Genomic DNA, 23575 nt, shown 5'->3' on the forward strand with positions numbered 1-23575 from the left:
GCAGCCACCCCCGGCACCCCCACCCACCCGAAAGCCCACCCCGCACCCCAAGCCCCGCGCAGCGGAACCCTCAAACCCCCGGCGGCGAAGCCGGCCCCGAAAGCGCCACCGCCACCAACGCCCGCATCACACAAGCCGCCTGCCCCAGAGGAAGCGTCGCATCATCCGCGAACAGCTCCACGAGCCAGCCACCCGCCGGATTCTGCCCACCCGCCGCGACCATCCCGCGGTAGCCGGAGACGACGAGCATCGCCTCCTCCGCCGGGTCGTTGCCGGCCGCCCCCGCCCGGAGGGCAAACGCACCGCCCCGGACGGCCCGTCGAGTCATCGGGTAGTGCCGGAGATCGAAGACCGCGTCCGGGGCCTCGATCTGGGCGCGCTGGGTCTCGGCACGGGTGCTGCTGGGCCCGCTGGTCATCCGGTAGACGGCGTGCTGGGCGGTCCGCATCAGCTGGGACCCCGGCGGCACGTACGACACCCACCACCCCACCGCGTCCAGCAGCCGGGCGGCGGCCTCGGCGACGACCGCGAGTTTGCCGAGGGTGTCGGCGCTGTGGACGGCGCGGGCGGCGCCGTGCTGGTCGAGGGCGGACAGGACGGCGGTGAGCAGTTGCCCGGGGTCGGCGCTGTGCGCGGCACCCCGGAACCGCCGCCGGTCGCCGTTGCCGATCCGCCCGCCGGGCCGCCCGCGCCCGTCCGCCCGGTGGTGGGGGTCGGCGGCGTCGGCCAGCAGCACCGTGGGGTCGGGCGAGAAGCCGGGCCCGTGGCTGCGCCCGGCGACGACGGGGTGGGCGGCGCGGGCGGCCTTGGCCCGGTACTGGGCGGCGTCGGCGAGCCGGAAGAGTCGGTCGGGGGTGGTGACGGGCCCGATGGAATCCCCCGTCGAGGCGACCCCGCACGCCACCCCCTCGCCCTCGGACAGCGCCAGCGCCCGCGCGCACAGCTCCTCGGCGACGGCCACGACCTCGTCGGCCTTCTGGCCCTCCGCGAGCAGGCAGAACTCGTCGCCGCCGAGCCGGGCCGCGAGGCTGCCGGGCAGTTTGGCGGCGGCGAGCGACAGCTGGTGGGCGAATCGTTCCAGCAGGCGGTCGCCCATTTCGTGGCCGAGCTGGTCGTTGACCCGCTTGAGGCCGTTGACGTCGCACACGACCAGCGACACGACGGTGTTGTCCCGGTTGTGCGCCTCCAGGGCGCTCTCCAGCCGGGCGTCCACCGCGCGCCGGTTGGCGAGACCGGTGAGCGGGTCGGAGAAGGCGAGTTTGCGCAGGTCGGCGAGGCGCTCGGTCTGGGCGAGCCCGGCCGAGACCTGGGCGGCCAGCAGGGTGGCGTAGTCGGCGTCGGCCTCGGTGAACTCGGGCATCCCGGTGGCCCGGGCCAGGTAGAGCTCGCCCCAGGCCTGCCCGTGCAGGACGATCGGCGCGACGACGCAGCAGCCCCGCCCGCGCCGACGCAGCGCCGCGGCGCGTTCCTGGCAGTACGCGCCGGCGGTGGGATGCACGTGACCGGCGTGGGGTTCGCTGTTCTCGGCGGTCTGCAGCCAGGCGCGCGGCAGCCGTCCGGTGGCCCAGCGTTCCTCCAGATAGGTGACGATCTCCGGGAAGTCGGCGACGGGGTAGGACTCGTCCTCGGGCTGTTCCTCCTCGCCGGGGGCGAGGTCGCCGTGGTTGACGAGGACCCGCAGCCGCCCGGACTCGCGGTCCCAGACGGAGACGGCGGCCATGGTGGCGCCGAGCGCCTCGGTGGCGCGGGCGGCGGCGGCGCGGACGGCCTCCAGGGGGGTGAGCGCCCCGGCCATGTCCTGGGCGAGCTCGACCACGGACTGCAGTCGCAGGTCGGGCAGGGCGGCGGGCCGCCCGGAGGCGTCGCAGTCGCAGCCGCGGTCCGTCATGGTCGCCTCACTGCTCACCGGCTCGCCCCGCTCCCTGTGCCCGGTCCTACCGAGGGCAGCCGCACGCGTACCGGCCGCTGCACCAAGACTATGGCGACTTCACCCGGTTATGCCCCGTTTCGACCCACACACCGGTCGCCCGTTCGACGGCAAGCCCCCGGCCCCAGCCCCAGACCCCAGCCCAAGCCCCAAGCCCCAGAGCCCAGCCCGGCCCCAAGCCCCAGACCCCAGCCCGGCCCCCGGCCACCCCGGCCGGCCGCCCCGACTCCCGTCGCCTACTCCGGCTTGAGCCGCCGCGACAGCAGCCACGGCTCGACCAGCCCGAGCCCCCGCACCGGCCGCCGCCACATCGGCTGCAGGTGGAAGCGGTGCCCGGAGTCCGGCGAGGGCAGCGGAAGCCCGGAGGCGGGCATCCCGGCGGCGGCCGAGAGCGCCTCGGCGAGGCCGGGCCCGTCCGCGTCGGGCGGGGCGACACTGCCGTTCTGCTCCAGCGCGGCGGCGAACTCGCCGTCGATCAGCACGGCGTCCTTGGGCGCGATGGAGGTGAGCCGGCTGGCCAGGTTGACGGTGGTGCCGAAGACGTCGCCCATCCGGGAGGTCACGGTGCCGAAGGCCATGCCGACCCGCAGCGCGGGGATGGTCTCGTCCTCGGCGAGCGCGTCGATCAGGCCGAGCGCGATCTCGGCGGCGGTCACCGGGTCCTCGGAGACGTAGAGGATCTCGTCGCCGAGGGTCTTGATGACCCGGCCGCCCTGCCCGGCGATCAGGTCGGAGCAGGTGTTCTCGAAGGTCTCGACGAGCTCGCCGAGTTCCTCCTCCTCCAGCCGCCGGGAGAGCCGGGTGAAGCCGACCAGGTCGGCGAAGCCGACGGCGAGCCGGCCGCTGGTGATCTCGTGGTCCTCGGCGGCCTGCACGACCCGCCCGGTGACGGCGGCCAGCTGGCGCCGCCAGACGTAGACGAGGAACTGCTCCAGCTCGGGCAGCAGCAGCTCGACCAGTGGGTAGGCGACCTCGGCGCGGGTGAGGCCGGGCTCGACGGACTGGGTGAGGTTCTCCAGGAAGGTGTCCATCTGCCAGCCGGCCAGCCGTGCCGTGGTCTGCCCGGTGGAGCGGGCCACCTGGATCGCCATCGACTCGCTGAGCAGGCCGGACTCGACCAGTCCGGCCAGCCGGCGCAGCGCGATCACGTCACCGTCGGTGAGGGCCCGGGACTGTCCGATGTCGGGGAAGCCCATCGCCCGCCAGAAGCGGGTGGCCAGCTCCATCGGGACGTCGGCGGCCCTCGCGGCCTGGTAGGGGGTGTAGCGGCGCGGTGCGTCCAGGATCAGGCGTTCGAGTTCGAGCGCGACCGTCTGGTCGTGGCTGTCCGCCGTCCCGCCGTTGCTGCCGTCCTCTGCCACCGGTCCGTCCCCGTGCGGTCGCCGCACTTGCCTCGTGTCCTACCTGTCCGGGCGCCCGCCCGCCACCCGGGCGGACAGTGGCGCGCCTCACACCGCTGCCAGGTGGAATGTTCGCACGGAATCGCGTGATCCGGGGCATCCGCCCGGGTCAAGGAGAGGTGAAGATGCCGTTCAGCGGGGTTCGGGGCGCACGTGGACGACGTCCCCCGCGCCCACCGCACGGCGCGCGCCCTCCGGCGTACGAACCACCAGCCGCCCGTCGCCGTCGATCGCCACGGCCTCCCCGGTGAGCTCGGTGTCGCCCGGCAGGTGCACCTTGACCTGGCGGCCGAGCGTGGTGCAGCGGTCGACGTAGGCGCGGAGCAGGTCGCTCGCGTGCGGGTCGCCGGCGGCGGCCGTCCAGTCGCCGTAGAGCTCGGCGAACTCGCGCAGCAGGGCGCGCAGCAGGGTGGAGCGGTCGGTGACGGCGGCGCCGGCCAGGGCGAGCGAGGCGGCGGTGGGGACGGGCAGCTCCTCCTCGCGCAGCGTGACGTTGAGGCCGACCCCGGCGACGACGGCGCCGCCGCTCAGTTCGGTCAGGATGCCGCCGAGCTTGCGCTCGGCGCCGTCGACCTCGACCTGGAGGTCGTTGGGCCACTTCAGCCCGACCTCGACGCCGGCGACCCGGTCCAGGGTGCTGGCCACGGCGACGCCGACCAGGATCGGCAGCCAGCCGTACCGCTCGACCGGCACCTCCTCGGGGCGCAGCAGGACGGAGAGGAACAGCCCCGAGCGCGGCGGCGCCGTCCACTGCCGGTCCAGCCGCCCGCGCGCGGCGCTCTGCGCCTCGGCGACCAGGACGGCGCCCTGCGGCGCACCGGCCAGGGCGCGGGCGGCGAGGTCGGTGTTGGTGGAGCCGGTCTCGGTGACGACGTCGAGCGAGGTCCACAGCCCTCCCGGGAGCACCAGGTCCCGGCGCAGCGCGTCCTCGTCCAGCGGCGGGCGGTCCAGGTCGGTCCACGGTGACGGCCCGGCGTGGCCGAAGCCGCGGAGTCCACTGCGGCGGGGGGTCTCGGGTGCGCTCATGGGAACGACCCTAGACGGGCCCGACGGCCCACGCCGTCCCATCGTGCCGCAGAACGGCCGTCAACAAAACTGTGTCGCTGACCATAACGGCCGGGCGTTACGTCTGGCCCTCCGTGCTGGCTACGCTACCCAACGGTAGTTCGCAGCGCCGCCCTGCCCTCCTGTGCGGGCCCCCGTTCCGGTCCGCGCGCACTCGAACAGGTCGCGGCCCAGGATCAGGGAGAGCCACCGGAATGACCGAGGCCCCGTACGACCCCCACACCACCGCGGGCAAGCTCGCCGACCTGCGGCGCAGGATCGACGAGGCGGTGCACTCCGGCTCCGCCAAGGCGGTGGAGAAGCAGCACGCCAAGGGCAAGCTGACGGCCCGGGAGCGGGTCGCGGAGCTGCTGGACGAGGACTCCTTCGTCGAGTTCGACGAGTTCGCCCGGCACCGCTCGACCAACTTCGGGCAGGAGAAGAACCGCCCGTACGGCGACGGCGTGGTCACCGGCTACGGCACCGTCGACGGCCGCCAGGTCGCCGTGTTCGCCCAGGACTTCACCGTCTTCGGCGGCTCCCTCGGCGAGGTCTTCGGCGAGAAGATCGTCAAGGTCATGGACTTCGCGCTGAAGACCGGCTGCCCGGTCATCGGCATCAACGACTCCGGCGGCGCCCGGATCCAGGAGGGCGTGGTCTCGCTCGGCCTGTACGGCGAGATCTTCCGCCGCAACGTGCACGCCTCCGGCGTGATCCCGCAGATCTCGCTGATCATGGGCCCCTGCGCCGGCGGCGCGGTGTACTCCCCCGCGATCACCGACTTCGTCGTGATGGCCGACCGGACCTCGCACATGTTCATCACCGGCCCGGACGTCATCAAGACCGTCACCGGCGAGGACGTCGGCATGGAGGAGCTGGGCGGCGCGCGCACCCACAACAGCAAGTCGGGCAACGCGCACTACCTGGCCACGGACGAGAAGGAGGCGATCGAGTACGTCAAGAGCCTGCTCTCGTACCTGCCCTCCAACAACCTCTCGGACCCGCCGTCCTACCCCGAGCAGGCGGACCTCGACATCACCGACGAGGACCTCGAACTCGACACGATCGTGCCGGACTCGGCGAACCAGCCGTACGACATGCGCAAGGTGATCGAGCACATCGTCGACGACGGCGAGTTCCTGGAGACCCAGCCGCTGTTCGCCGGCAACATCATCACCGGCTTCGCCCGGGTCGAGGGCCAGTCGGTGGGCATCGTCGGCAGCCAGCCGATGGACCTGGCCGGCTGCCTGGACATCAACGCCAGCGAGAAGGCCGCCCGCTTCATCCGCACCTGCGACAGCTTCAACGTCCCGGTGCTGACCTTCGTCGACGTGCCCGGCTTCCTGCCCGGCACCGAGCAGGAGTGGGACGGCATCATCCGCCGCGGCGCCAAGCTGATCTACGCCTACGCCGAGGCCACCGTGCCGCTGATCACCGTGATCACCCGCAAGGCCTTCGGCGGCGCCTACGACGTCATGGGCTCCAAGCACCTCGGCGCCGACCTCAACCTGGCCTGGCCGACCGCCCAGATCGCGGTCATGGGCGCGCAGGGCGCGGTCAACATCCTGCACCGCCGCGAGATCGCCGAGGCCGAGGCCGCCGGCACCGCCGAGGAGAAGCGGGCCGAGCTCATCGCCTCGTACGAGGACACCCTGCTCAACCCGTACCTCGCGGCCGAGCGCGGCTACGTGGACGCGGTGATCGCGCCGAGCGAGACCCGCCGCCACATCGTCCGCGGCCTGCGGGCGCTGCGCGGCAAGCGCGAGGTGCTCCCGCCGAAGAAGCACGGCAACATCCCCCTGTAGGTCCACTGCCCAGAACAAGGCCGTAGCGAGAGGATTGAGCCATGGCCCCGATCCACGTGCTGCACGGGCAGCCGACCCCCGAGGAGCTAGCCACCGTCCTGGCGGTGGTCCAGGCCCGGGCCGCCGCCGCGCAGGCCGCCGCCGAGGCGGCGCGCCGGGCGGGCGTCGGCCCGGCCTCCCCGTGGAACGACCGCGCCCGTCTGCACCGCCCCGCGGTCCGTCCCGGCGTCAACGCCTGGCGGACCTCCGGCTGGGCGGGCTGAGCACGCGCAGCACACCCTGAGGAGGGGGAAGTCGGCCGGGCCGACTTCCCACTCCTTTCCTTGTCGCGAGCACTCCGCCCCTTGCCACAGGCGCTCCGTTCCGGCCCGAAGGACCGGCTCGAGGTTCCGGCCCGGAGTTCCGGCCCGAATCGCCCGGAACCTGAGTACGGATACTCAGGCGCCCCGCCCGGCCCGCGGCGCACCCTGGAAGGGTGCTCTGGTCAGACCCCCGCGACGAGCCCTCCCCCGAGGCCCGCCGGGTGCAGGAGAAACTGCACCGCGCCGGCCGTGTGCTCGCCGCCTACCTCCTCGTGATCGCCGTGCTGCTCCTGCTGTGACCACCGCGGCGCCCCGCGAAGACCTCCCGCGAAGACCTCGCGCGAACCCTCGCGGAGAGCCTCGCGGAGAGCCCGCGGGCAGCCCCCGGAGACCCTGCGGAGACCACCGTTCACCCGAACGGCCGACACCACGACCCCCTACCCTGGTGGGCATGACCGACCAGCGCGCCCTCGTCCTCGCCTCCGCCTCCCCCGCCCGCCTCGGGCTGCTGCGCCAGGCGGGCCTCGACCCGCGCGTGGTGGTCAGCGGCGTCGACGAGGACGCCATCACCGCCGCCACCCCGGCCGAACTCGCCCTCGTCCTCGCCGAGGCCAAGGCCAAGGCGGTCGCCGCCGAACTCACCGGCGGCGAGCTCGTGATCGGCTGCGACTCCGTCCTGGAGCTCGACGGACGGGCCCTCGGCAAGCCCACCGACGCCGCCGACGCGCTCGCCCGCTGGCAGTCGATGCGCGGCCGCTCCGGCGTGCTGCGCACCGGCCACTGCGTCATCGACACCGTGACCGGCGAGCAGGCCTCGGCCACCGCCTCCACCACCGTCCGCTTCGGCACCCCGGACGACGCCGAGGTCGCCGCCTACGTCGCCTCCGGCGAACCGCTGCACGTGGCCGGGGCGTTCACCCTGGACGGCCGCTCCGCACCGTTCATCGAGGGCATCGACGGCGACCCGGGCAACGTCATCGGCCTCTCGCTGCCGCTGCTGCGCACCCTGCTGGCCGACCTCGGCGTCCGGCTGGTCGACCTCTGGGTCTGACGGCCCGGGCGGACCTCCGGGCCACCGGCCGGTCCGCACTCACTGTGCCGGGACGTTCTGCGCCAGGAAGGCCAGGACGTCGTTCAGGGCGCCGTCGGCGAGCAGGTCGGCGCCGTGCCGGGAGCCCGGGTAGATCTTGAGGGTCTTCGCGGGCGACACCGAGGTCGCGTACAGGTCCTTGGCGTCGCCCGCGAACGGCGAGTCGTCCTGCTCCGCCGCGAAGAACACCGGGGCCTTGATCTTCGCCACCGCGACGAGCGCGCGGTCCCCCTCGTAGTTGGTCGGGCCGCTCAGAGAGACCACCGCCGCCACCGGCAGCGGGGTCGACCGCTCGGCCGCGGCCTCCAGCGAGCCGGTGCCGCCCTTGGAGGCGCCGATCAGGACCGCCTTGGTGATGCCCTTCCCGCCCAGCCAGGTCAGCGCCGCCGGGACGTCCCGCGCCGGGCTGCCCGGCTCCTCGGTGGCGAGCACGGCGTACCCGGCCGCGGTGAAGGCCTTCAGGTAGGGCACCCAGTCGCAGATCGAACCGCCGAGCTGGTGCGAGAAGAACAGCGCGACCTTGGCCGTTCCGGCGTCCGACTGCTGGAAGTACCCGGGCCGCACCCCGGACACGGCCGGCACGTTGATGCTGCCCGTCCGGTTCTGTTCCTCGGTGAGGCACCCGAATCTTCGCGCCGGATCCGCCGTCGAGGTCGGCGCACTGGGCGACACCCTCGATCCCACGCTCTGGCACCCCGCCGCCACGAGCACCGCCAGTACGGCCGCCGCGACACCCAACTTCCCCGTCTTTACCGTCATTTGGCGAACGCTAGGGACCTCCCGCTGCACCGTCAATGGTCCGGACGGGCGCCCCCGGCTAGGCTGTCCGCCGTTTCGAACGGGGAGGGACGGCGCCGATGACCGACAACGTGCTCAACGTCGTACTGGGCCTGGTGGCGAGCGCCATCAGCGCCGGGCTCGGCTGGCTCGCCCAGGCCCTGCGGCGACGCCGCAGGGTGGAGCGGGTGCGGGCCTTCTTCGGCCTTCCCGCCGGCGGCGAGTGCCTGATCGTGGTGAACCGGCACGCCTCCGCGCCCAGTTCGAGGAGCGTCGCGCGCAACGACGTGTACGCCCTGATGGAGCTGGCCGCGCTGGTCAAGGAGTGCGGCGCACGGGCCGAGCTGGTGGCGCACGACGAGGTCCGCCAGGGCCTCGGGGATAAGGGCGAGTTCTGCATCGGCGGCCCGAGCAGCAACGAACGGACGGCGGCCCACCTGGCGTCCTGGCTGCCGGGGGTCGAGTACGTCCCGGCCCCGGGCGGCCACGTGCCGGTGCTGACCGTGGGCAGCACGGAGTTCCGGCACGAGGACGAGACCGAGCCCGGCGGCGGCCATTCCTTCGCCCTGCTCGCCCGGCTGCACCCGACGGCCGGCGACCGGCCGACCTTCCTGGTCGCGGGCCAGACCGCCGTCTCCAACCACGCCGCCGTCCGCCACCTGGTCGCCAACCACCGCAAGCTCGCCCGGCGGCACACCGAGGACGGCTCCTTCGTGCTGGTCCTCAAGGTCGTCAACCCCAAGGCCTACGGCCCCGATGTCGTCGAAGTCGCCGCCGACGTCACCGCCGACGCCCTGCGCCGGAGCGCCCGGACCCCGGCCACCGCGTGAGTGTGGCCAAGCCCACCGGCCCGCCACGCCGCCGCGCCACGACCGCGCCGTCACCGGGCCGCGCCCGCCCCGGCCGCCCCACCTGCGCGGACGTCCGGGAGGCCGTCCACCGGCCCGCGAAACAGATCACCGTCCGTGTGGGATAGTTCACAACCTGGGGCTACTCGCCGGTACTGCCCAGGAATCCATAAACTCAACGAGGTTCAAGAAGGGAGCCACAGTGCGCAAGGTGCTCATCGCCAACCGCGGGGAAATCGCCGTCCGCGTCGCCCGGGCCTGCTCGGACGCCGGTATCGCCAGCGTCGCCGTCTACGCCGAGCCGGACCGGGATGCGCTGCACGTGCGCGCGGCCGACGAGGCTTACGCGCTGGGCGGTGACACCCCGGCCACCAGCTACCTGGACATCGCGAAGGTCCTGAAGGCCGCCGAGGACTCGGGCGCGGACGCGGTCCACCCCGGTTACGGCTTCCTGTCGGAGAACGCGGAGTTCGCCCAGGCCGTCCTCGACGCGGGTCTGACCTGGATCGGCCCGCCCCCGCAGGCCATCCGCGACCTCGGTGACAAGGTCACCGCCCGTCACGTCGCGCAGCGCGCCGGTGCCCCGCTGGTCGCCGGCACCCCCGACCCGGTCTCCGGGGCGGACGAGGTCGTCACGTTCGCCCGGGAGCACGGTCTCCCGGTCGCGATCAAGGCGGCCTTCGGCGGCGGCGGCCGCGGCCTCAAGGTCGCCCGTACGCTGGAGGAGATCCCCGAGCTGTACGAATCGGCCGTGCGCGAGGCCGTCGCGGCGTTCGGCCGCGGCGAGTGCTTCGTCGAGCGCTACCTCGACAACCCGCGTCACGTCGAGACCCAGTGCCTGGCGGACAAGCACGGCAACGTCGTGGTGGTCTCCACCCGCGACTGCTCGCTGCAGCGCCGCCACCAGAAGCTCGTCGAGGAGGCCCCCGCGCCGTTCCTCACCCCCGAGCAGAACGCCGAGCTGTACCGCGCGTCCAAGGCCATCCTCAAGGAGGCCGGCTACGTCGGCGCCGGCACCTGCGAGTTCCTCGTCGCGCTGGACGGCACGATCTCCTTCCTGGAGGTCAACACCCGTCTGCAGGTCGAGCACCCGGTGACCGAGGAGGTCACCGGCATCGACCTGGTCCGCGAGATGTTCCGCATCGCCGACGGCGAGGAGCTCGGCTACGGCGACCCCGAGGTGCGCGGCCACTCCTTCGAGTTCCGCATCAACGGCGAGGACCCGGGCCGCGGCTTCCTGCCCGCCCCCGGCACGGTGACGCTGTTCGCCCCGCCGTCCGGCCCGGGCGTGCGCCTGGACTCGGGCGTCGAGACCGGCTCGGTCATCGGCCCCGCCTGGGACTCGCTGCTGGCCAAGCTGATCGTCTCCGGCCGCGACCGCAAGCAGGCCCTGGAGCGCGCCCGGCGCGCGCTGAACGAGTTCAAGGTGGAGGGCATGGCCACCGCCATCCCGTTCCACCAGGCCGTCGTCACCGACCCGGCGTTCGCGCCCGAGGTGCACGGCAGCGAGGGCCCGTTCACGATCTACACCCGCTGGATCGAGACCGAGTTCGACAACACCATCCCCCCGTTCGCCGGCGCGCCCGGCGAGGGCGAGGAGGCCGAGGGCCGCGAGACCGTCGTCGTCGAGGTCGGCGGCAAGCGGATCGAGGTCTCCCTGCCGTCCTCCCTCGGCGTCTCGGCGGCCCCCGCCGCGGGCGCGACGGGTGCGGCCAAGGCCAAGCGCCGGGTGGGCGCGAAGAAGGCCGGCTCGGCCGTCAGCGGTGACACGCTGGCCTCGCCGATGCAGGGCACGATCGTCAAGGTCGCCGTCGAGGAGGGCCAGGTCGTCGCCGAGGGCGAACTCATCGTCGTCCTGGAGGCGATGAAGATGGAGCAGCCCCTCAACGCCCACAAGGCCGGCACCGTCGTCGGTCTCAAGGCCGAGGTCGGCGCGAGCGTCAGCAGCGGCGCCGCGCTCTGCGAGATCAAGGACTGACACTCCGTCAACCGACCGGTCCGTACGCCCCCCGCGGGTGTGCGGACCGGTCGCGTTTCACCCGCAGGTGTCACCGCCCGCGCGGGACGCCCAGTTCGGCCAGCCGGACCTGCATCCCGCCCGGCCCGGCCGGGCCGCCGTGCGCCCCGGGCCGGCGCTGGCCGGGCAGCGGGGCGCCACCGGGCGGCGGGGCGGCCCGGCGCGGCAGCGAGCCGGGCTGGGTCTGGTGGACGGGCCCGCTGCCGGTGCCGTGCACCGGGGCGTCCCCGCTGGGGGCGGCGCCGAGCGGCGCCAGGTCGATCTGCACCCCGCAGTCGGCGAGGGCGTCCAGCTCGCGCGCCGAGGCGTCGTCCGAGGTCGCGTGCTCGTCGGTGACCAGCCGGGTGATGGTCTCGGTGGGCACGGTCTGGAACATGGTGTCCGCGCCGAGCTTGGTGTGGTCGGCGAGGACGATGACCTCGGCGGCCGACTGCACCAGCGCCCGGTCCACGCTCGCGGACAGCATGTTGGTGGTGGACAGCCCGCGGTCGGCGGTGAGCCCGCTACCGGAGATGAAGGCCTTGGACACCCGCAGCCCGTGCAACGACTGCTCGGCACCGCTGCCGACCAGCGCGTAGTTGGAGCCCCGCAGGGTGCCGCCGGTCATCACCACCTCCACCCGGTTGGCGTGCGCCAGCGCCTGGGCGACGAGCAGCGAGTTGGTGACCACGGTCAGGCCGGGCACCCGGGCGAGCCGGCGGGCCAGCTCCTGGGTGGTGGTGCCGGCGCCGACGACGACCGCGTCGCCCTCCTCCACCAGCCCGGCGGCGAGGTCCGCGATGGCGCTCTTCTCGGCCGCGGAGAGGTGGGTCTTCTGCGGGTAACCGGGTTCGCGGCTGAAGCCGCCGGGGAGCACCGCGCCGCCGTGCCGGCGGTCGAGGAGCCCTTCTGCCTCCAGCGCCCGTACGTCCCGGCGCACGGTCACTTCGGAGGTCTGGACGACGCGGGCCAACTCCCGGAGCGAGACCGCTCCGTTGGCGCGCACCATTTCGAGGATCAACTGGCGACGTTCTGCTGCAAACACAGAACCGACGGTAACCTGCGTGACCGTCTGCTTTCAGGCGTTTGCAGCTAGTAGCGGGAAATGCTCACGCACGAGCGGCGCGTGACCGTACAATACGCGCCGTCAATGACCCGGGACTGCGCCCGCCGTCCGGGTGAGGGCCGCGCGCGCGAAAAGGGCGGCCACCGATCGGTGACCGCCCCCAACTGTGCGCCGGATGCTCAGGATTCGCCCTCGGCCCGCTTGCGGATGTGCAGCTGCCGGGCGGCCTCGGCGGTCGAGCCGGACACCGACGGGTAGACGGTGAAGGCGCTGGCCACCTGTTCGACGGTCAGATTGGCGTCCACCGCGAGGGAGATCGAGTGGATCAGCTCGCTCGCGCGCGGGGCGACCACGACGCCGCCGACCACGATGCCGGTGCCCGGACGGCAGAACAGCTTCACGAAGCCGTCCCGGATGCCCTGCATCTTCGCCCGCGGGTTGCCGCGCAGCGGCAGCTTGACCTCGACCGCGTCCATCTTGCCGCACTGCACGTCGGCGGCGGTGTAGCCGACGGTGGCGATCTCCGGGTCGGTGAAGACGTTGGAGGCGACGGTCTTCAGGTTGAGCGGCTGCACCGCGTCGCCGAGCGCGTGGTACATCGCGATCCGGCCCTGCATGGCCGCCACCGAGGCGAGCATGAAGACGCCGGTGCAGTCGCCGGCCGCGTAGACGCCCGGGGCGCTGGTGCGCGAGACCCGGTCGACCTGGATCTGGCCCCAGTCGTTGAGCTTGACCCCGGCCTCCTCCAGGCCCATCTCGGCCGTGTTGGGGATCGAGCCGACCGCCATCAGGCAGTGCGTGCCCTCGATCACCTTGCCGTCGGCGAGGGTGACCTCGACCCGGTCGCCGATCCTCTTGGCGCTCTCGGCCCGCGAGCGGCCCATGACGTTCATGCCGCGGCGGCGGAAGACGTCCTCCAGCACCTCGGCGGCGTCCGGGTCCTCGCCCGGCAGCACCCGGTCGCGGCTGGACACGAGGGTCACCTTGGAGCCCAGCGCCTGGTAGGCACCGGCGAACTCGGCGCCGGTGACACCGGAGCCGACCACGATCAGCTCGCGCGGCAGCTCCTCCAGGTCGTACACCTGGGTCCAGGTCAGGATCCGCTCACCGTCCGGCTGTGCGTCCGGCAGCTCGCGCGGGTGGGCGCCGGTCGCGATCAGCACCGCGTCGGCGCGCAGCGAGTGCACGGTGCCGTCGGGGGCGTCCACGAGCACCTCGCGGGAGCCGTCCACGGCCTGCCCGCCGGCGCCGAGCCGGCCCCGGCCGCGCAGCACGGTGACACCGGCGCGGGTGACCGACTGGGTGATGTCGTGGGACTGGGCGATCGCCAGTCGCTTCACACGGCGGTTGACCTTGCCCAGGTCCACGCCGACGACCTTGTCGCCGTGCTCGCGCGCGGCCCCGTCCCGGGCGACGGTGATCCCGAGCTCGTCGTAGGAGCTGTCGAAGGTGGTCATCACCTCCGCGGTCGCGATCAGCGTCTTCGACGGAACGCAGTCCGTGAGCACCGCCGATCCGCCCAGACCGTCGCGGTCGACGACGGTCACCTCCGCGCCGAGCTGAGCGGCGACGAGAGCCGCCTCATAGCCGCCGGGTCCGCCACCGATGATCACGATCCGAGTCACGCTCACCATTGTCCCGCACGCCCAGAGCACTGCCACGCCGGGGTACGGGCTTCTGTGCGATCCCCCAGTCGCCGTAGTCTGGCCCGCATGCCCCTTTACGCCGCGTATGCCACGAACCTCGATGCCCGGCAGATGACCCGCCGCGCCCCGCACTCCCCGCTGCGCGGAACCGGCTGGCTGGACGGCTGGCGGCTCACCTTCGGCGGCGAACAGCTCGGCTGGGAGGGCTCGCTGGCCACCGTCGTCGAGGACGAGAAGGACCAGGTCTTCGTCTCCCTCTACGAGATCGCGCCGATGGACGAGGAGGGCCTGGACCGCTGGGAGGGCGTCCAGCTCGGCATCTACCGCAAGATCCGGCTGCGCGCGCACACCCTGGACGGCGACATCCCGGTCTGGACGTACGTCCTCAACGACTACGAGGGCGGCCTGCCCGCGGCCCGCTACCTCGGCCTGATCGCCGACGCGGCGGAGAGCGCCGGCGCCCCGGACGACTACGTGATGGACCTCCGCCGCCGGCCCTGCTGACCCGCCGCGCGGGACACCCCGGGGACCACCGGAGGGCGGTGCGGAACTGTCGATACCGACGAGGCCGGTCACCCGAAAAGCGGCACCGAGCTGTGCTTTCGGGTCAACCGGGTAACGATCCGGCAAGCCGCGCCGGATTTTCTACGCGCGTAGCCGATTCCCGTCTATCCTCGGATCCGTGAACGCTACTCCTCAGTCGGTCGTCTCCGCCGACCCCTACGCCGCCGCCCAGGCCGCCGCCGCGCGCCTGCGCGAGCTGACCGGTGCCGAGCGCCACGACGTCGCCCTGGTGATGGGCTCCGGCTGGGTGCCGGCCGCCGACGCCCTCGGCGAGACCGTGGCCGAGTTCCCGGTCACCGAGCTCCCGGGCTTCCCCGCCCCCGCCGTCGCCGGCCACGCCGGCAAGATCCGCTCGGTGAAGATCGGCGACAAGCGCGCCCTGATCTTCCTCGGCCGCAACCACTACTACGAGGGCCACGGCGTGGCCACCGTGGTCCACGGCGTGCGCACCGCCGCCGCGGCCGGCTGCGGGACCGTCGTCCTGACCAACGGCTGCGGCGGTCTCCGCGAGGGCTGGGTCCCCGGTCAGCCGGTGCTGATCAGCGACCACATCAACCTGACCGCGGACTCCCCGATCGTCGGCGCCAACTTCGTCGACCTCACGGACCTGTACTCCAAGCGCCTGCGCGCCCTGTGCCGCGAGGTCGACCCGTCCCTGGACGAGGCCGTCTACGTGCAGTTCCGCGGCCCGCACTACGAGACCCCGGCCGAGGTCAACATGGCCCGGGTGATCGGCGGCGAGCTGGTCGGCATGTCCACCACCCTGGAGGCCATCGCCGCCCGCGAGGCCGGCGCCGAGGTGCTCGGCATCTCGCTGGTCACCAACCTGGCCGCGGGCATCACCGGCGAGCCGCTCAACCACGAAGAGGTCCTGGAGGCCGGCAAGGCCTCGGCCGAGCGCATGGGCGAGCTGCTGAGCAAGGTCCTGGAGCGGATCTGACCCCGCACGGCGCACAATCATGAACGACGGGGCCCGCGGGCGGCCGTGATCCCGCTGATCACACCCGCCCGCGGGCCCCGTCCGCATGCGCACACCTTCTTTGCGGAACCCTCCGGCCGACACACCGACGTACTTCCCGATGGAGCAGCCGCCATGACGCAGGCACCCAACCCCGACCTCATCGCCCGGACCCGGGCCTGGCTGGCCGAGGACCCCGACCCGCAGACCCGCGAGGAGCTCACCGCGCTGCTGGCGCGCGCCGAGGACCCGGCGGCCGACGAGGACGGCAAGCTCGCCTGGGCCGAGCTCACCGAGCGCTTCGCCGACCGGCTCCAGTTCGGCACCGCCGGCCTGCGCGGCGAACTCGGCGCCGGCCCGATGCGGATGAACCGCGCCGTCGTCATCCGGGCCGCCGCCGGCCTGGTCGCGTACGTGAAGGCGCAGGGCCTCGGCGACCTCGTCGTCATCGGCTACGACGCCCGCCACAAGTCGTACGACTTCGCCCGCGACACCGCCGCCGTCGTGGTCGGCGCCGGCCTGCGCGCCGCGCTGCTGCCCCGCCCGCTGCCCACCCCGGTGCTCGCCTTCGCGATCCGCCACCTGGGCGCCGCCGCCGGCGTCACCGTCACCGCGAGCCACAACCCGCCGCAGGACAACGGCTACAAGGTCTACCTGGGCGACGGCTCGCAGATCGTCCCGCCGGCCGACGCCGGCATCGCCGCCGAGATCGACGCGATCGGCTCGCTGGACGACGTCCCGCGCGCGGAGGACGGCTGGGAGGTGCTCGGCGAGGACGTCATCGAGGCGTACCTGGCCCGTGCCGCTTCGATCGTCGACCAGCACGGCCCGCGCGACCTCGACGTCGTCTACACCCCGATGCACGGCGTCGGCCGCGACACCCTGCTCGCCGCCTTCCGCGAGGCCGGCTTCGCCGCGCCCACCGTGGTCGCCGAACAGGCCGAGCCGGACCCGGACTTCCCGACCGTGGCGTTCCCCAACCCGGAGGAGCCGGGGGCGATGGACCTCGCCTTCCGCACCGCCGCCCAGGTCGGCCCGGACATCGTCATCGCCAACGACCCGGACGCCGACCGCTGCGCGGTGGCCGTCCCGGTCAACGCCAACGCGGCCGGCAGCGGCAACGGCACCTCCGGCTGGCGCATGCTGCGCGGCGACGAGGTCGGCGCGCTGCTCGGCTCGGCCCTGGTCGCCAAGAAGGCCGAAGGCACCTTCGCCACCACGATCGTCTCCGCCACCCTGCTGGGCCGGATCGCCGAGGCGGCCGGTCTCGGGTACGCCGAGACGCTCACCGGCTTCAAGTGGATCGCCCGCGCCGACGGCCTGCGCTACGGCTACGAGGAGGCGCTCGGCTACTGCGTCGACCCCGAGGGCGTCCGCGACAAGGACGGCATCACCGCCGCCCTGCTGGTCGCCGAGCTGGCCGCGACCCTCAAGAAGTCCGGCCGCACCCTGAGCGACCTGCTGGACGACCTGGCGCTGGAGCACGGCCTGCACGCCACCGACCAGCTCTCCGTCCGCGTGCAGGACCTGTCGCTGATCGGCGCCGCGATGGCCCGCCTGCGCGAGCAGCCGCCGACCGTCCTGGCCGGCCTGAGCGTCGCCCGGGCCGACGACCTGACCGCCGGCTCGGCCGAGCTGCCGCCCACCGACGGGCTGCGCTACTACCTGGCCGGCGACGCCGTCCGCTCCGCGCGGATCGTGGTCCGGCCGTCCGGCACCGAGCCCAAGCTGAAGTGCTACCTGGAGGTCGTCCTCCCGGTCGCCTCGGCCGCCGACCTGGCCGGCGCCCGGGTGCGGGCCGCCGAGCTGCTCGACGCCGTCAAGCGCGACCTGGCCGTGGCCGCGGGCATCGACGGCTGACACCGTCCCGGATACCGCACGAGCGCCTCCTGCCGGGGGCGCTCGTGCGGTATCCGGCCTCCGCCGGGGCCGACCGGCTGCCATAGGCTCCACGCATGGACACATCCGACGCGGTGAGCACCGAGCAGCGACTCGCGGCCATCGAGGCCAAACTCGACGCCATCATCGGCCACTTCGGCATCCGCTACCCCCGCCCGGAGGGCCTGCCCCCGGCCGTGGCGGGCCGCGACCCCCGGACGATGCCGGAGGTGGTCGCGTACGTGCAGCGCGGCAAGCTGATCAACGCGATCAAGGTCTACCGCGAACGGACGGGCGCCGGGCTCGCCGAGTCGAAGAAGGCCATCGACGTCCTGGCCGCCCAGTTGGGCCGCTGACCGGCACGCCCGTGGTCGCGCTCCGGCCCCCCGACCCGCTCGCGGGAAGCCGGACGGGCCGACTTCCGGCGCCGGACGCACCAGCGGCCCGCCGGAGAGTCCGGCGGGCCGCTCGACGCACCACAGGGCTCAGACGACGATCACCGTGATCAGCGCGGCCAGGCCGAGCAGCGTCGGCGCGATCACCCACCAGCACCACCGCACGACGATCGGCCCGGCGGCGTCCGGACGGGAGGCGTTGCGTTCGGCCATCTCCTGGAGCACCGAGGTCACCTGGTCGGACCAGGCCCGGGTCGGGTCGGAGGAGCCCGCCACCGGCGAGCCGGCGGACGCGCCGCCACCGCCGCCGAAGACCATCCCCATCCGGGAGGTGTGCTCGGGGGCGCCGCCGCGGGCCCGGACCCGGTTGGCGCGCTTGCGCTGGCGCAGCGACACCGGGACGGCCCACACCTGGAACTTCCTGCCCTCGGCGAGCAGCTCGACCGAGTACCCGGCGCGCAGCGCGTCCACCGCGGCCCACGGCGCGGTGATCGTGCGCCACGGGTTGCGCACCACCAGCCGCCGGTCGTTGGCCAGCACCGCCGGGCGCAGCGTGTAGGCGATCACCGGGAAGGCGAACACCGGCACGGCCGCGAGCGACACGGCGGGCGTCTTCCCGGTCCCGTTCAGGGCGGCGTCGCCGATCAGCCACGCGGCGACGGCCAGCAGCAGCACGCCGGAGATCACACCGGGAACCGAGCGGTACACGCGGTCCGCGTACCCGGGTTCCCCGTCGGGGGCGGCGGGGCCCTGGTGGGGCTTGCCGTCGGAATCGGTCATGCCGACGATTCTGCCCCATGCCTCCCGGGAAGAGGTCTCGGTAGGGCATCGGTTGCCGGGGAGGCTCCCGGCCCGCCCGCCGGCGGCTGCGCGCCCCCGAACGGCCCCGCACGCCCCTCTCTCGCCCACGACTCTCGCCCGGGCCGTGCCCTCCCCCCGCCCAAGCCGCCCCCATCCGCTCCCACCGCCACCGCGCGCCCCTCCCCCGCCCCCGAGATCTCGGTCCGGCCACGAAAGCAAGGCCCTCTAGCGGTCGACTACGCGCGTAGATATGCTGGTCTGGTGACTATGTCCACTGTTGCAGCCAATGCCCCCGGCGTTGCGGGCAGCGGCCTCGCGGACGTTGCGGCGTCCGAGGCCTCGCTCCGCCGCTTCCTGCACGGCCTGCCCGGCGTCGACCAGGTCGGCCTGGAGGCGCGTGCCGCCACCCTCGGTACCCGCTCGATCAAGACCACGGCGAAGGCCTACGCCATCGACCTGGCGATCTCGATGATCGACCTGACCACGCTGGAGGGCGCGGACACGGTCGGCAAGGTGCGCGCACTGTGCGCCAAGGGCAGGACCCCCGACCCCTCCGACCCGTCCACCCCCCGCGTGGCCGCCATCTGTGTCTACCCGGACATGGTCGCCACCGCGAAGGACGCCCTGCGGGGCACCGACATCCAGGTCGCCTCCGTCGCCACCGCCTTCCCGGCCGGCCGCGCGGCCCTCCCGGTGAAGCTCGCCGACACCGCCGACGCGGTCGCCGCCGGTGCCGACGAGATCGACATGGTGATCGACCGGGGCGCCTTCCTCTCCGGCCGCTACCTCGACGTCTTCAACGAGATCGTCGCCGTCAAGGAGGCGTGCAAGCGCGCCGACGGCAGCTACGCCCACCTCAAGGTCATCTTCGAGACCGGCGAGCTCCAGACGTACGACAACGTACGCCGCGTCTCCTGGCTCGCGATGCTGGCCGGTGCCGACTTCATCAAGACCTCCACCGGCAAGGTCGCCGTCAACGCGACCCCGCCGGTCACCCTGCTGATGCTGGAGGCCGTGCGCGACTTCCGCGCGCAGACCGGCGTCCAGGTCGGCGTGAAGCCCGCCGGTGGCATCAAGACCACCAAGGACGCCATGAAGTACCTGGTGATGGTCAACGAGACCCTCGGCGACGACTGGCTGAGCCCGCACTGGTTCCGCTTCGGCGCCTCCAGCCTGCTCAACGACCTGCTGATGCAGCGCCAGAAGCTCGCCACCGGCCGCTACTCCGGCCCCGACTACGTGACGGTGGACTGATCACCATGGCCAAGAAGAAGAACATCGAGGAGCCGGTGAAGGCCTCCGGCCTCTTCGCCTACGCCCCGGCCCCCGAGTCCCCCGCCGCCGCGGGCGACATCGCCACCTCCTACGGCCACTTCATCGGCGGCGAGTTCGTCGACTCCTCCGGCAGCGAGGCGCTGAAGACGGTCAACCCGGCCACCGAGCAGGTGCTCGCCGAGTTCGCCCAGGGCACCGACGAGGACGTCGACCGCGCGGTCGCCGCCGCCCGCAAGGCGTTCGCCGACTGGTCGGCGCTGCCGGGCAGCGAGCGCGCCAAGTACCTGTTCCGGATCGCCCGGATCATCCAGGAGCGCAGCCGCGAGCTGGCCGTGCTGGAGTCGATCGACAACGGCAAGCCGATCCGCGAGACCCGCGACGTCGACCTGCCGCTGGTCGCCGCGCACTTCTTCTACTACGCGGGCTGGGCCGACAAGCTCGACTTCGCCGGCTACGGCCCGAACCCGAAGCCGCTGGGCGTGGCCGGCCAGGTCATCCCGTGGAACTTCCCGCTGCTGATGCTGGCGTGGAAGATCGCGCCCGCCCTGGCGACCGGCAACACGGTCGTCCTGAAGCCGGCCGAGACCACCCCGCTGACCGCGCTGCGCTTCGCCGAGATCTGCCGCCAGGCCGGTCTGCCGAAGGGCGTCGTCAACATCGTCACCGGTGACGGCCGCACCGGCGCCGCGCTCACCGCGCACCCGGACGTCAACAAGGTCGCCTTCACCGGCTCGACCCCGGTCGGCCGGGCGATCGCCAAGCAGCTGGCCGGCACCCGCAAGAAGCTCTCGCTGGAGCTGGGCGGCAAGGCGGCCAACATCGTCTTCGACGACGCGCCGATCGACCAGGCCGTCGAGGGCATCGTCAACGGCATCTTCTTCAACCAGGGCCACGTCTGCTGCGCGGGTTCGCGCCTGCTGGTCCAGGAGTCGGTCCAGGACGAGCTGCTGGACGCCCTGAAGCGCCGGATGGGCACCCTGCGGGTCGGTGACCCGCTGGACAAGAACACCGACATCGGCGCCATCAACTCGGCCGAGCAGCTGGCCCGGATCACCGCGCTGACCGAGGCCGGCGAGGCCGAGGGCGCCGAGCGCTGGTCGCCGGCCTGCGAACTCCCGGGCACCGGCTTCTGGTTCAAGCCGACCCTGTTCACCGGCGTCAGCCAGGCCCACCGGATCGCCCAGGAGGAGATCTTCGGCCCGGTCCTGTCGGTGCTGACCTTCCGCACCCCCGAAGAGGCGGTCGCGAAGGCCAACAACACCCCGTACGGCCTCTCCGCCGGCATCTGGACGGAGAAGGGCTCGCGCATCCTCTGGATGGCCAACAGGCTCAAGGCCGGTGTGGTCTGGGCCAACACCTTCAACAAGTTCGACCCGACCTCGCCGTTCGGCGGCTTCAAGGAGTCGGGTTACGGCCGCGAGGGTGGCCGCCACGGTCTGGAGGCCTACCTCGATGTCTGATGTCGTTGCGCGTCTTGACGTCCTCAAGACCTACAAGCTGTACGTCGGCGGGAAGTTCCCGCGCTCCGAGAGCGGGCGGGTGTACGAGGTGACCGACGCAAAGGGCGAGTGGCTCGCCAACGCCCCGCTGGGCACCCGCAAGGACACCCGGGACGCCGTCCTGGCCGCCCGCGCGGCGGTCAAGGGCTGGGCCGGCACCACCGCGTACAACCGCGGCCAGGTGCTGTACCGGGTGGCCGAGATGCTGCAGGGCCGGCGCGAGCAGTTCGCCGCCGAGGTGGCCGTCTCCGAGGGCGTCGGCCCGAAGAAGGCCGCCGCGCTGGTGGACGCCGCGATCGAGCGCTGGGTCTGGTACGCGGGCTGGACGGACAAGGTCGCCCAGATCGCGGGCGGCGCCAACCCGGTCGCCGGACCGTTCTTCAACCTGTCGACCCCCGAGCCGACCGGCGTGGTCGGGATCGTCGCCCCGCAGGCCGGGTACGGGCACTCGCTGCTCGGCCTGGTCTCGGTGATCGCCCCGGCGATCGCCACCGGCAACACGGTCGTGGTCGCCGCCGCCGCGGACGCCCCGCTGCCGGCCCTGTCGCTGGGCGAGGTGCTCGCCACCTCGGACGTCCCGGGCGGCGTGGTCAACATCATCTCGGGCCGCACCGCGGACATCGCGCCGACCCTGGCCTCGCACCAGGACGTCAACGCCGTGGACCTCACCGGCGCCATCGCGGCCGACGGTCCCGGCGCGGCGCCCGCCCTGGAGGCCGCCGCCGCGGATACCCTGAAGCGGGTGGTCCGTCCGGAGCTGGACCCGTTCGCCCAGGACTGGACCAATGCTCCCGGTACCGACCGGCTACTCTCCTTCCTGGAGACGAAGACGGTCTGGCACCCGATGGGGATCTGACTCTCCGTCGACATCGAGTAACAACTCCACAGACTGGCCGTCCCCAGTGCCCTCTCCCCCCCAGGGCCCGGACGGTCATAGGACGGACCCGCACCTCTCCCCCCCTGGTGCGGGTCCGTCGGCGTTCGCGGCCGTGCCGGGGCCGGCCCCCGCCATCCGCCCGGCCGACGACTTTGGTCGCACCGGGACGATCCCTTCGGCGCTCCCGGCCCGGCCGGCCCGTCCGGACACTGGGAAGGGACGGCAGGACGGGAGAGGAGACCCGATGGGCGAGGTCCTGGGCGAGCTCATGGCGCTGTTCGCGGACGGTTTCGTCCGCCGGCTGCGGCTCGCCCGCACCCGGCGCCAGCTGGCCGCCGGACGGTCCGCCCGGATCCCCTGCTCGGCGCGCGTCGACCACCCCGGCGAGGACGCGGGCTACGTCAACGGCCGGCTGCTGATCACCCCCGCCTCCGCGACCGTGACCTTCGCCTCATCCGCCCTGCGCCTGGAGCTCACGGCCGGCGGCGAGTTCCACGAGCCCGAGCCCGAGGTCTGGCACGACCAGGACTGGGCGGCCACCGCCTACCGGCCGCCCGGGCCCGGCCCGTTGGTCTACCTCCAGACCGACACCGCCCACCTCCCGCTGCTGCACGCCGCGTTGGCCGCGCCGGCCGCGGCGGAACCGGTGTAGTCCGACCGGTTTCGGCATCGGGCCCGGATGCGTCAGACTGGTGTCCCGTGAGTGACGAGCCGCTGAACCCTGTGCCGACGACCCGCGCCCGGGTGGTCCTGCTGTCCGGCCCCTCCGGATCCGGGAAGTCCTCGCTCGCCGGCCGCAGTGGCCTGCCGGTGCTCCAGCTCGACGACTTCTACAAGGACGGCGACGACCCCACCCTGCCACTGCTGCCCGACGGCGCGGTCGACTGGGACTCGCCGCTCGCCTGGCACCGCGACCAGGCCGTCGCCGCCATCCGCGACCTCCACGAGACCGGCCGCACCGAGGTGCCGGTGTACTCGATCCCGGACAACGGCCGCGTCGGCACCCGCACGCTCGACCTGGCCGGCGCCCCCGCGTTCATCGCCGAGGGCATCTTCGCCGCCGAGATCGCCGTCCGGTGCGCCGACGAGGGCCTGCTCGGCGACGCGCTGTGCCTGCGCAACGGCGCGCTCACCACGGCCTGGCGCCGGCTGCGCCGGGACGTCCGCGAGGGCCGCAAGTCGCTGCCGGTGCTGCTGCGCCGCGGCTGGCGGCTGATGCGCGCCGAGCGGTCCATCGTCGGCCGCCAGGTCGCCCTGGGCGCCCACCCGTGCGCCGGCCCGGAGGCCGTCCGCCGGATCACCGCGGCGGCCGGACAGCCGCAGCTCTCGTCCGTGTGACACCCGGGGTCGCCCTCGGACGACAGAACGACGGGCCCGGTGCGTCTCCCCCGCACCGGGCCCGTCGCGTTCGGACGGTCGTCGGGCTC

At 73.4% G+C, this 23575-nt stretch carries 21 protein-coding genes and 1 pseudogene; 15 read left to right on the top strand and 7 right to left on the bottom strand.

Annotated elements, in window-relative coordinates; translation table 11 throughout:
• Positions 1–658: 658 nt before the first annotated feature.
• The 3 genes and pseudogenes from ACFVU9_RS39455 to ACFVU9_RS39465 form a co-directional block, all read right to left on the bottom strand.
• Positions 659–1795: pseudogene (locus ACFVU9_RS39455) on the bottom strand (diguanylate cyclase domain-containing protein); the annotation flags it as partial.
• Positions 1796–2163: 368 nt separating this feature from the next.
• On the bottom strand, positions 2164–3288 hold the full coding sequence (locus ACFVU9_RS39460) for an adenylate/guanylate cyclase domain-containing protein (RefSeq protein ID WP_380439106.1): 1125 nt from the start codon (positions 3286–3288) through the stop codon (positions 2164–2166).
• 171 nt (positions 3289–3459) lie between these two features.
• Positions 3460–4353, bottom strand: coding sequence for a biotin--[acetyl-CoA-carboxylase] ligase (locus ACFVU9_RS39465; protein ID WP_380439104.1), 894 nt, complete (start codon positions 4351–4353; stop codon positions 3460–3462).
• A 233-nt stretch (positions 4354–4586) separates the two neighbouring features.
• Between ACFVU9_RS39465 and ACFVU9_RS39470 the strand changes: the two genes are divergently transcribed.
• From ACFVU9_RS39470 to ACFVU9_RS39485, 4 genes are all read left to right on the top strand, one after another.
• The gene (locus ACFVU9_RS39470; protein WP_387601973.1) at positions 4587–6176 is read left to right on the top strand and encodes an acyl-CoA carboxylase subunit beta; all 1590 of its coding nucleotides are present in this window, start codon (positions 4587–4589) and stop codon (positions 6174–6176) included.
• Between the two features lie 41 nt (positions 6177–6217).
• The gene (locus ACFVU9_RS39475; protein WP_380498889.1) at positions 6218–6439 is read left to right on the top strand and encodes an acyl-CoA carboxylase epsilon subunit; all 222 of its coding nucleotides are present in this window, start codon (positions 6218–6220) and stop codon (positions 6437–6439) included.
• A 212-nt stretch (positions 6440–6651) separates the two neighbouring features.
• Positions 6652–6777, top strand: a complete 126-nt coding sequence (gene mmpB / locus ACFVU9_RS39480) for a morphogenic membrane protein MmpB (protein ID WP_359972850.1) — start codon at positions 6652–6654, stop codon at positions 6775–6777.
• A 152-nt stretch (positions 6778–6929) separates the two neighbouring features.
• Entirely contained in the window at positions 6930–7529 is a 600-nt protein-coding gene (locus ACFVU9_RS39485; RefSeq protein ID WP_380439098.1) for a nucleoside triphosphate pyrophosphatase, read from the top strand.
• Between the two features lie 39 nt (positions 7530–7568).
• On the opposite strand, the gene ACFVU9_RS39490 is transcribed toward ACFVU9_RS39485, so the two are convergent.
• The gene (locus ACFVU9_RS39490; RefSeq protein WP_387601978.1) at positions 7569–8327 is read right to left on the bottom strand and encodes an alpha/beta hydrolase; all 759 of its coding nucleotides are present in this window, start codon (positions 8325–8327) and stop codon (positions 7569–7571) included.
• A gap of 98 nt (positions 8328–8425) precedes the next feature.
• On the opposite strand from ACFVU9_RS39490, the gene ACFVU9_RS39495 reads away from it, so the two are divergent.
• Together ACFVU9_RS39495 and ACFVU9_RS39500 are read left to right on the top strand one after the other, a co-directional pair.
• On the top strand, positions 8426–9175 hold the full coding sequence (locus ACFVU9_RS39495) for a hypothetical protein (RefSeq protein WP_380439094.1): 750 nt from the start codon (positions 8426–8428) through the stop codon (positions 9173–9175).
• A gap of 220 nt (positions 9176–9395) precedes the next feature.
• Positions 9396–11171: an acetyl/propionyl/methylcrotonyl-CoA carboxylase subunit alpha gene (locus ACFVU9_RS39500; protein ID WP_380439092.1), complete on the top strand. Its 1776-nt coding sequence runs from the start codon at positions 9396–9398 to the stop codon at positions 11169–11171.
• A 70-nt stretch (positions 11172–11241) separates the two neighbouring features.
• Here the strand turns inward: ACFVU9_RS39500 and ACFVU9_RS39505 are convergent, their stop codons facing one another.
• Together ACFVU9_RS39505 and ACFVU9_RS39510 are read right to left on the bottom strand one after the other, a co-directional pair.
• The gene (locus tag ACFVU9_RS39505) at positions 11242–12198 is read right to left on the bottom strand and encodes a DeoR/GlpR family DNA-binding transcription regulator (RefSeq protein WP_387602008.1); all 957 of its coding nucleotides are present in this window, start codon (positions 12196–12198) and stop codon (positions 11242–11244) included.
• 236 nt (positions 12199–12434) lie between these two features.
• Positions 12435–13889, bottom strand: a complete 1455-nt coding sequence (locus ACFVU9_RS39510; RefSeq protein WP_380439090.1) for an NAD(P)H-quinone dehydrogenase — start codon at positions 13887–13889, stop codon at positions 12435–12437.
• Positions 13890–13967: 78 nt separating this feature from the next.
• Between ACFVU9_RS39510 and ACFVU9_RS39515 the strand changes: the two genes are divergently transcribed.
• From ACFVU9_RS39515 to ACFVU9_RS39530, 4 genes are all read left to right on the top strand, one after another.
• Positions 13968–14405, top strand: a complete 438-nt coding sequence (locus ACFVU9_RS39515; protein WP_359972865.1) for a gamma-glutamylcyclotransferase — start codon at positions 13968–13970, stop codon at positions 14403–14405.
• A 178-nt stretch (positions 14406–14583) separates the two neighbouring features.
• Complete coding sequence (locus ACFVU9_RS39520) at positions 14584–15405, top strand: purine-nucleoside phosphorylase (RefSeq protein WP_387601983.1); 822 nt, start codon at positions 14584–14586, stop codon at positions 15403–15405.
• Between the two features lie 153 nt (positions 15406–15558).
• Entirely contained in the window at positions 15559–17283 is a 1725-nt protein-coding gene (locus ACFVU9_RS39525) for a phospho-sugar mutase (RefSeq protein WP_380439086.1), read from the top strand.
• Between the two features lie 95 nt (positions 17284–17378).
• Entirely contained in the window at positions 17379–17657 is a 279-nt protein-coding gene (locus ACFVU9_RS39530; protein WP_387601987.1) for a hypothetical protein, read from the top strand.
• 129 nt (positions 17658–17786) lie between these two features.
• Here the strand turns inward: ACFVU9_RS39530 and ACFVU9_RS39535 are convergent, their stop codons facing one another.
• Complete coding sequence (locus tag ACFVU9_RS39535) at positions 17787–18476, bottom strand: PH domain-containing protein (RefSeq protein ID WP_380439082.1); 690 nt, start codon at positions 18474–18476, stop codon at positions 17787–17789.
• A gap of 288 nt (positions 18477–18764) precedes the next feature.
• Between ACFVU9_RS39535 and deoC the strand changes: the two genes are divergently transcribed.
• The 5 genes from deoC to ACFVU9_RS39560 all read left to right on the top strand — a co-directional run bounded on the left by deoC (position 18765) and on the right by ACFVU9_RS39560 (position 23486).
• Entirely contained in the window at positions 18765–19751 is a 987-nt protein-coding gene (deoC, locus tag ACFVU9_RS39540; RefSeq protein WP_329927569.1) for a deoxyribose-phosphate aldolase, read from the top strand.
• A 5-nt stretch (positions 19752–19756) separates the two neighbouring features.
• A complete protein-coding gene (locus tag ACFVU9_RS39545; protein ID WP_380505412.1) occupies positions 19757–21232 on the top strand; it encodes an aldehyde dehydrogenase family protein in 1476 nt (491 codons plus the stop codon).
• Positions 21225–22127 (top strand): aldehyde dehydrogenase family protein, encoded by a 903-nt coding sequence (locus ACFVU9_RS39550; RefSeq protein ID WP_387601992.1) that lies wholly within the window; start codon positions 21225–21227, stop codon positions 22125–22127. Before ACFVU9_RS39545 ends, ACFVU9_RS39550 begins: the two co-directional genes overlap by 8 nt.
• Positions 22128–22392: 265 nt before the next feature.
• Positions 22393–22800, top strand: coding sequence for a hypothetical protein (locus ACFVU9_RS39555; protein ID WP_387601995.1), 408 nt, complete (start codon positions 22393–22395; stop codon positions 22798–22800).
• Positions 22801–22847: 47 nt separating this feature from the next.
• Positions 22848–23486: an ATP-binding protein gene (locus tag ACFVU9_RS39560; protein ID WP_380439074.1), complete on the top strand. Its 639-nt coding sequence runs from the start codon at positions 22848–22850 to the stop codon at positions 23484–23486.
• Positions 23487–23575: the final 89 nt, after the last annotated feature.

Origin of the sequence: Kitasatospora sp. NPDC057936 (assembly GCF_042887525.1) — a bacterium.
Lineage (GTDB): Bacteria > Actinomycetota > Actinomycetes > Streptomycetales > Streptomycetaceae > Kitasatospora.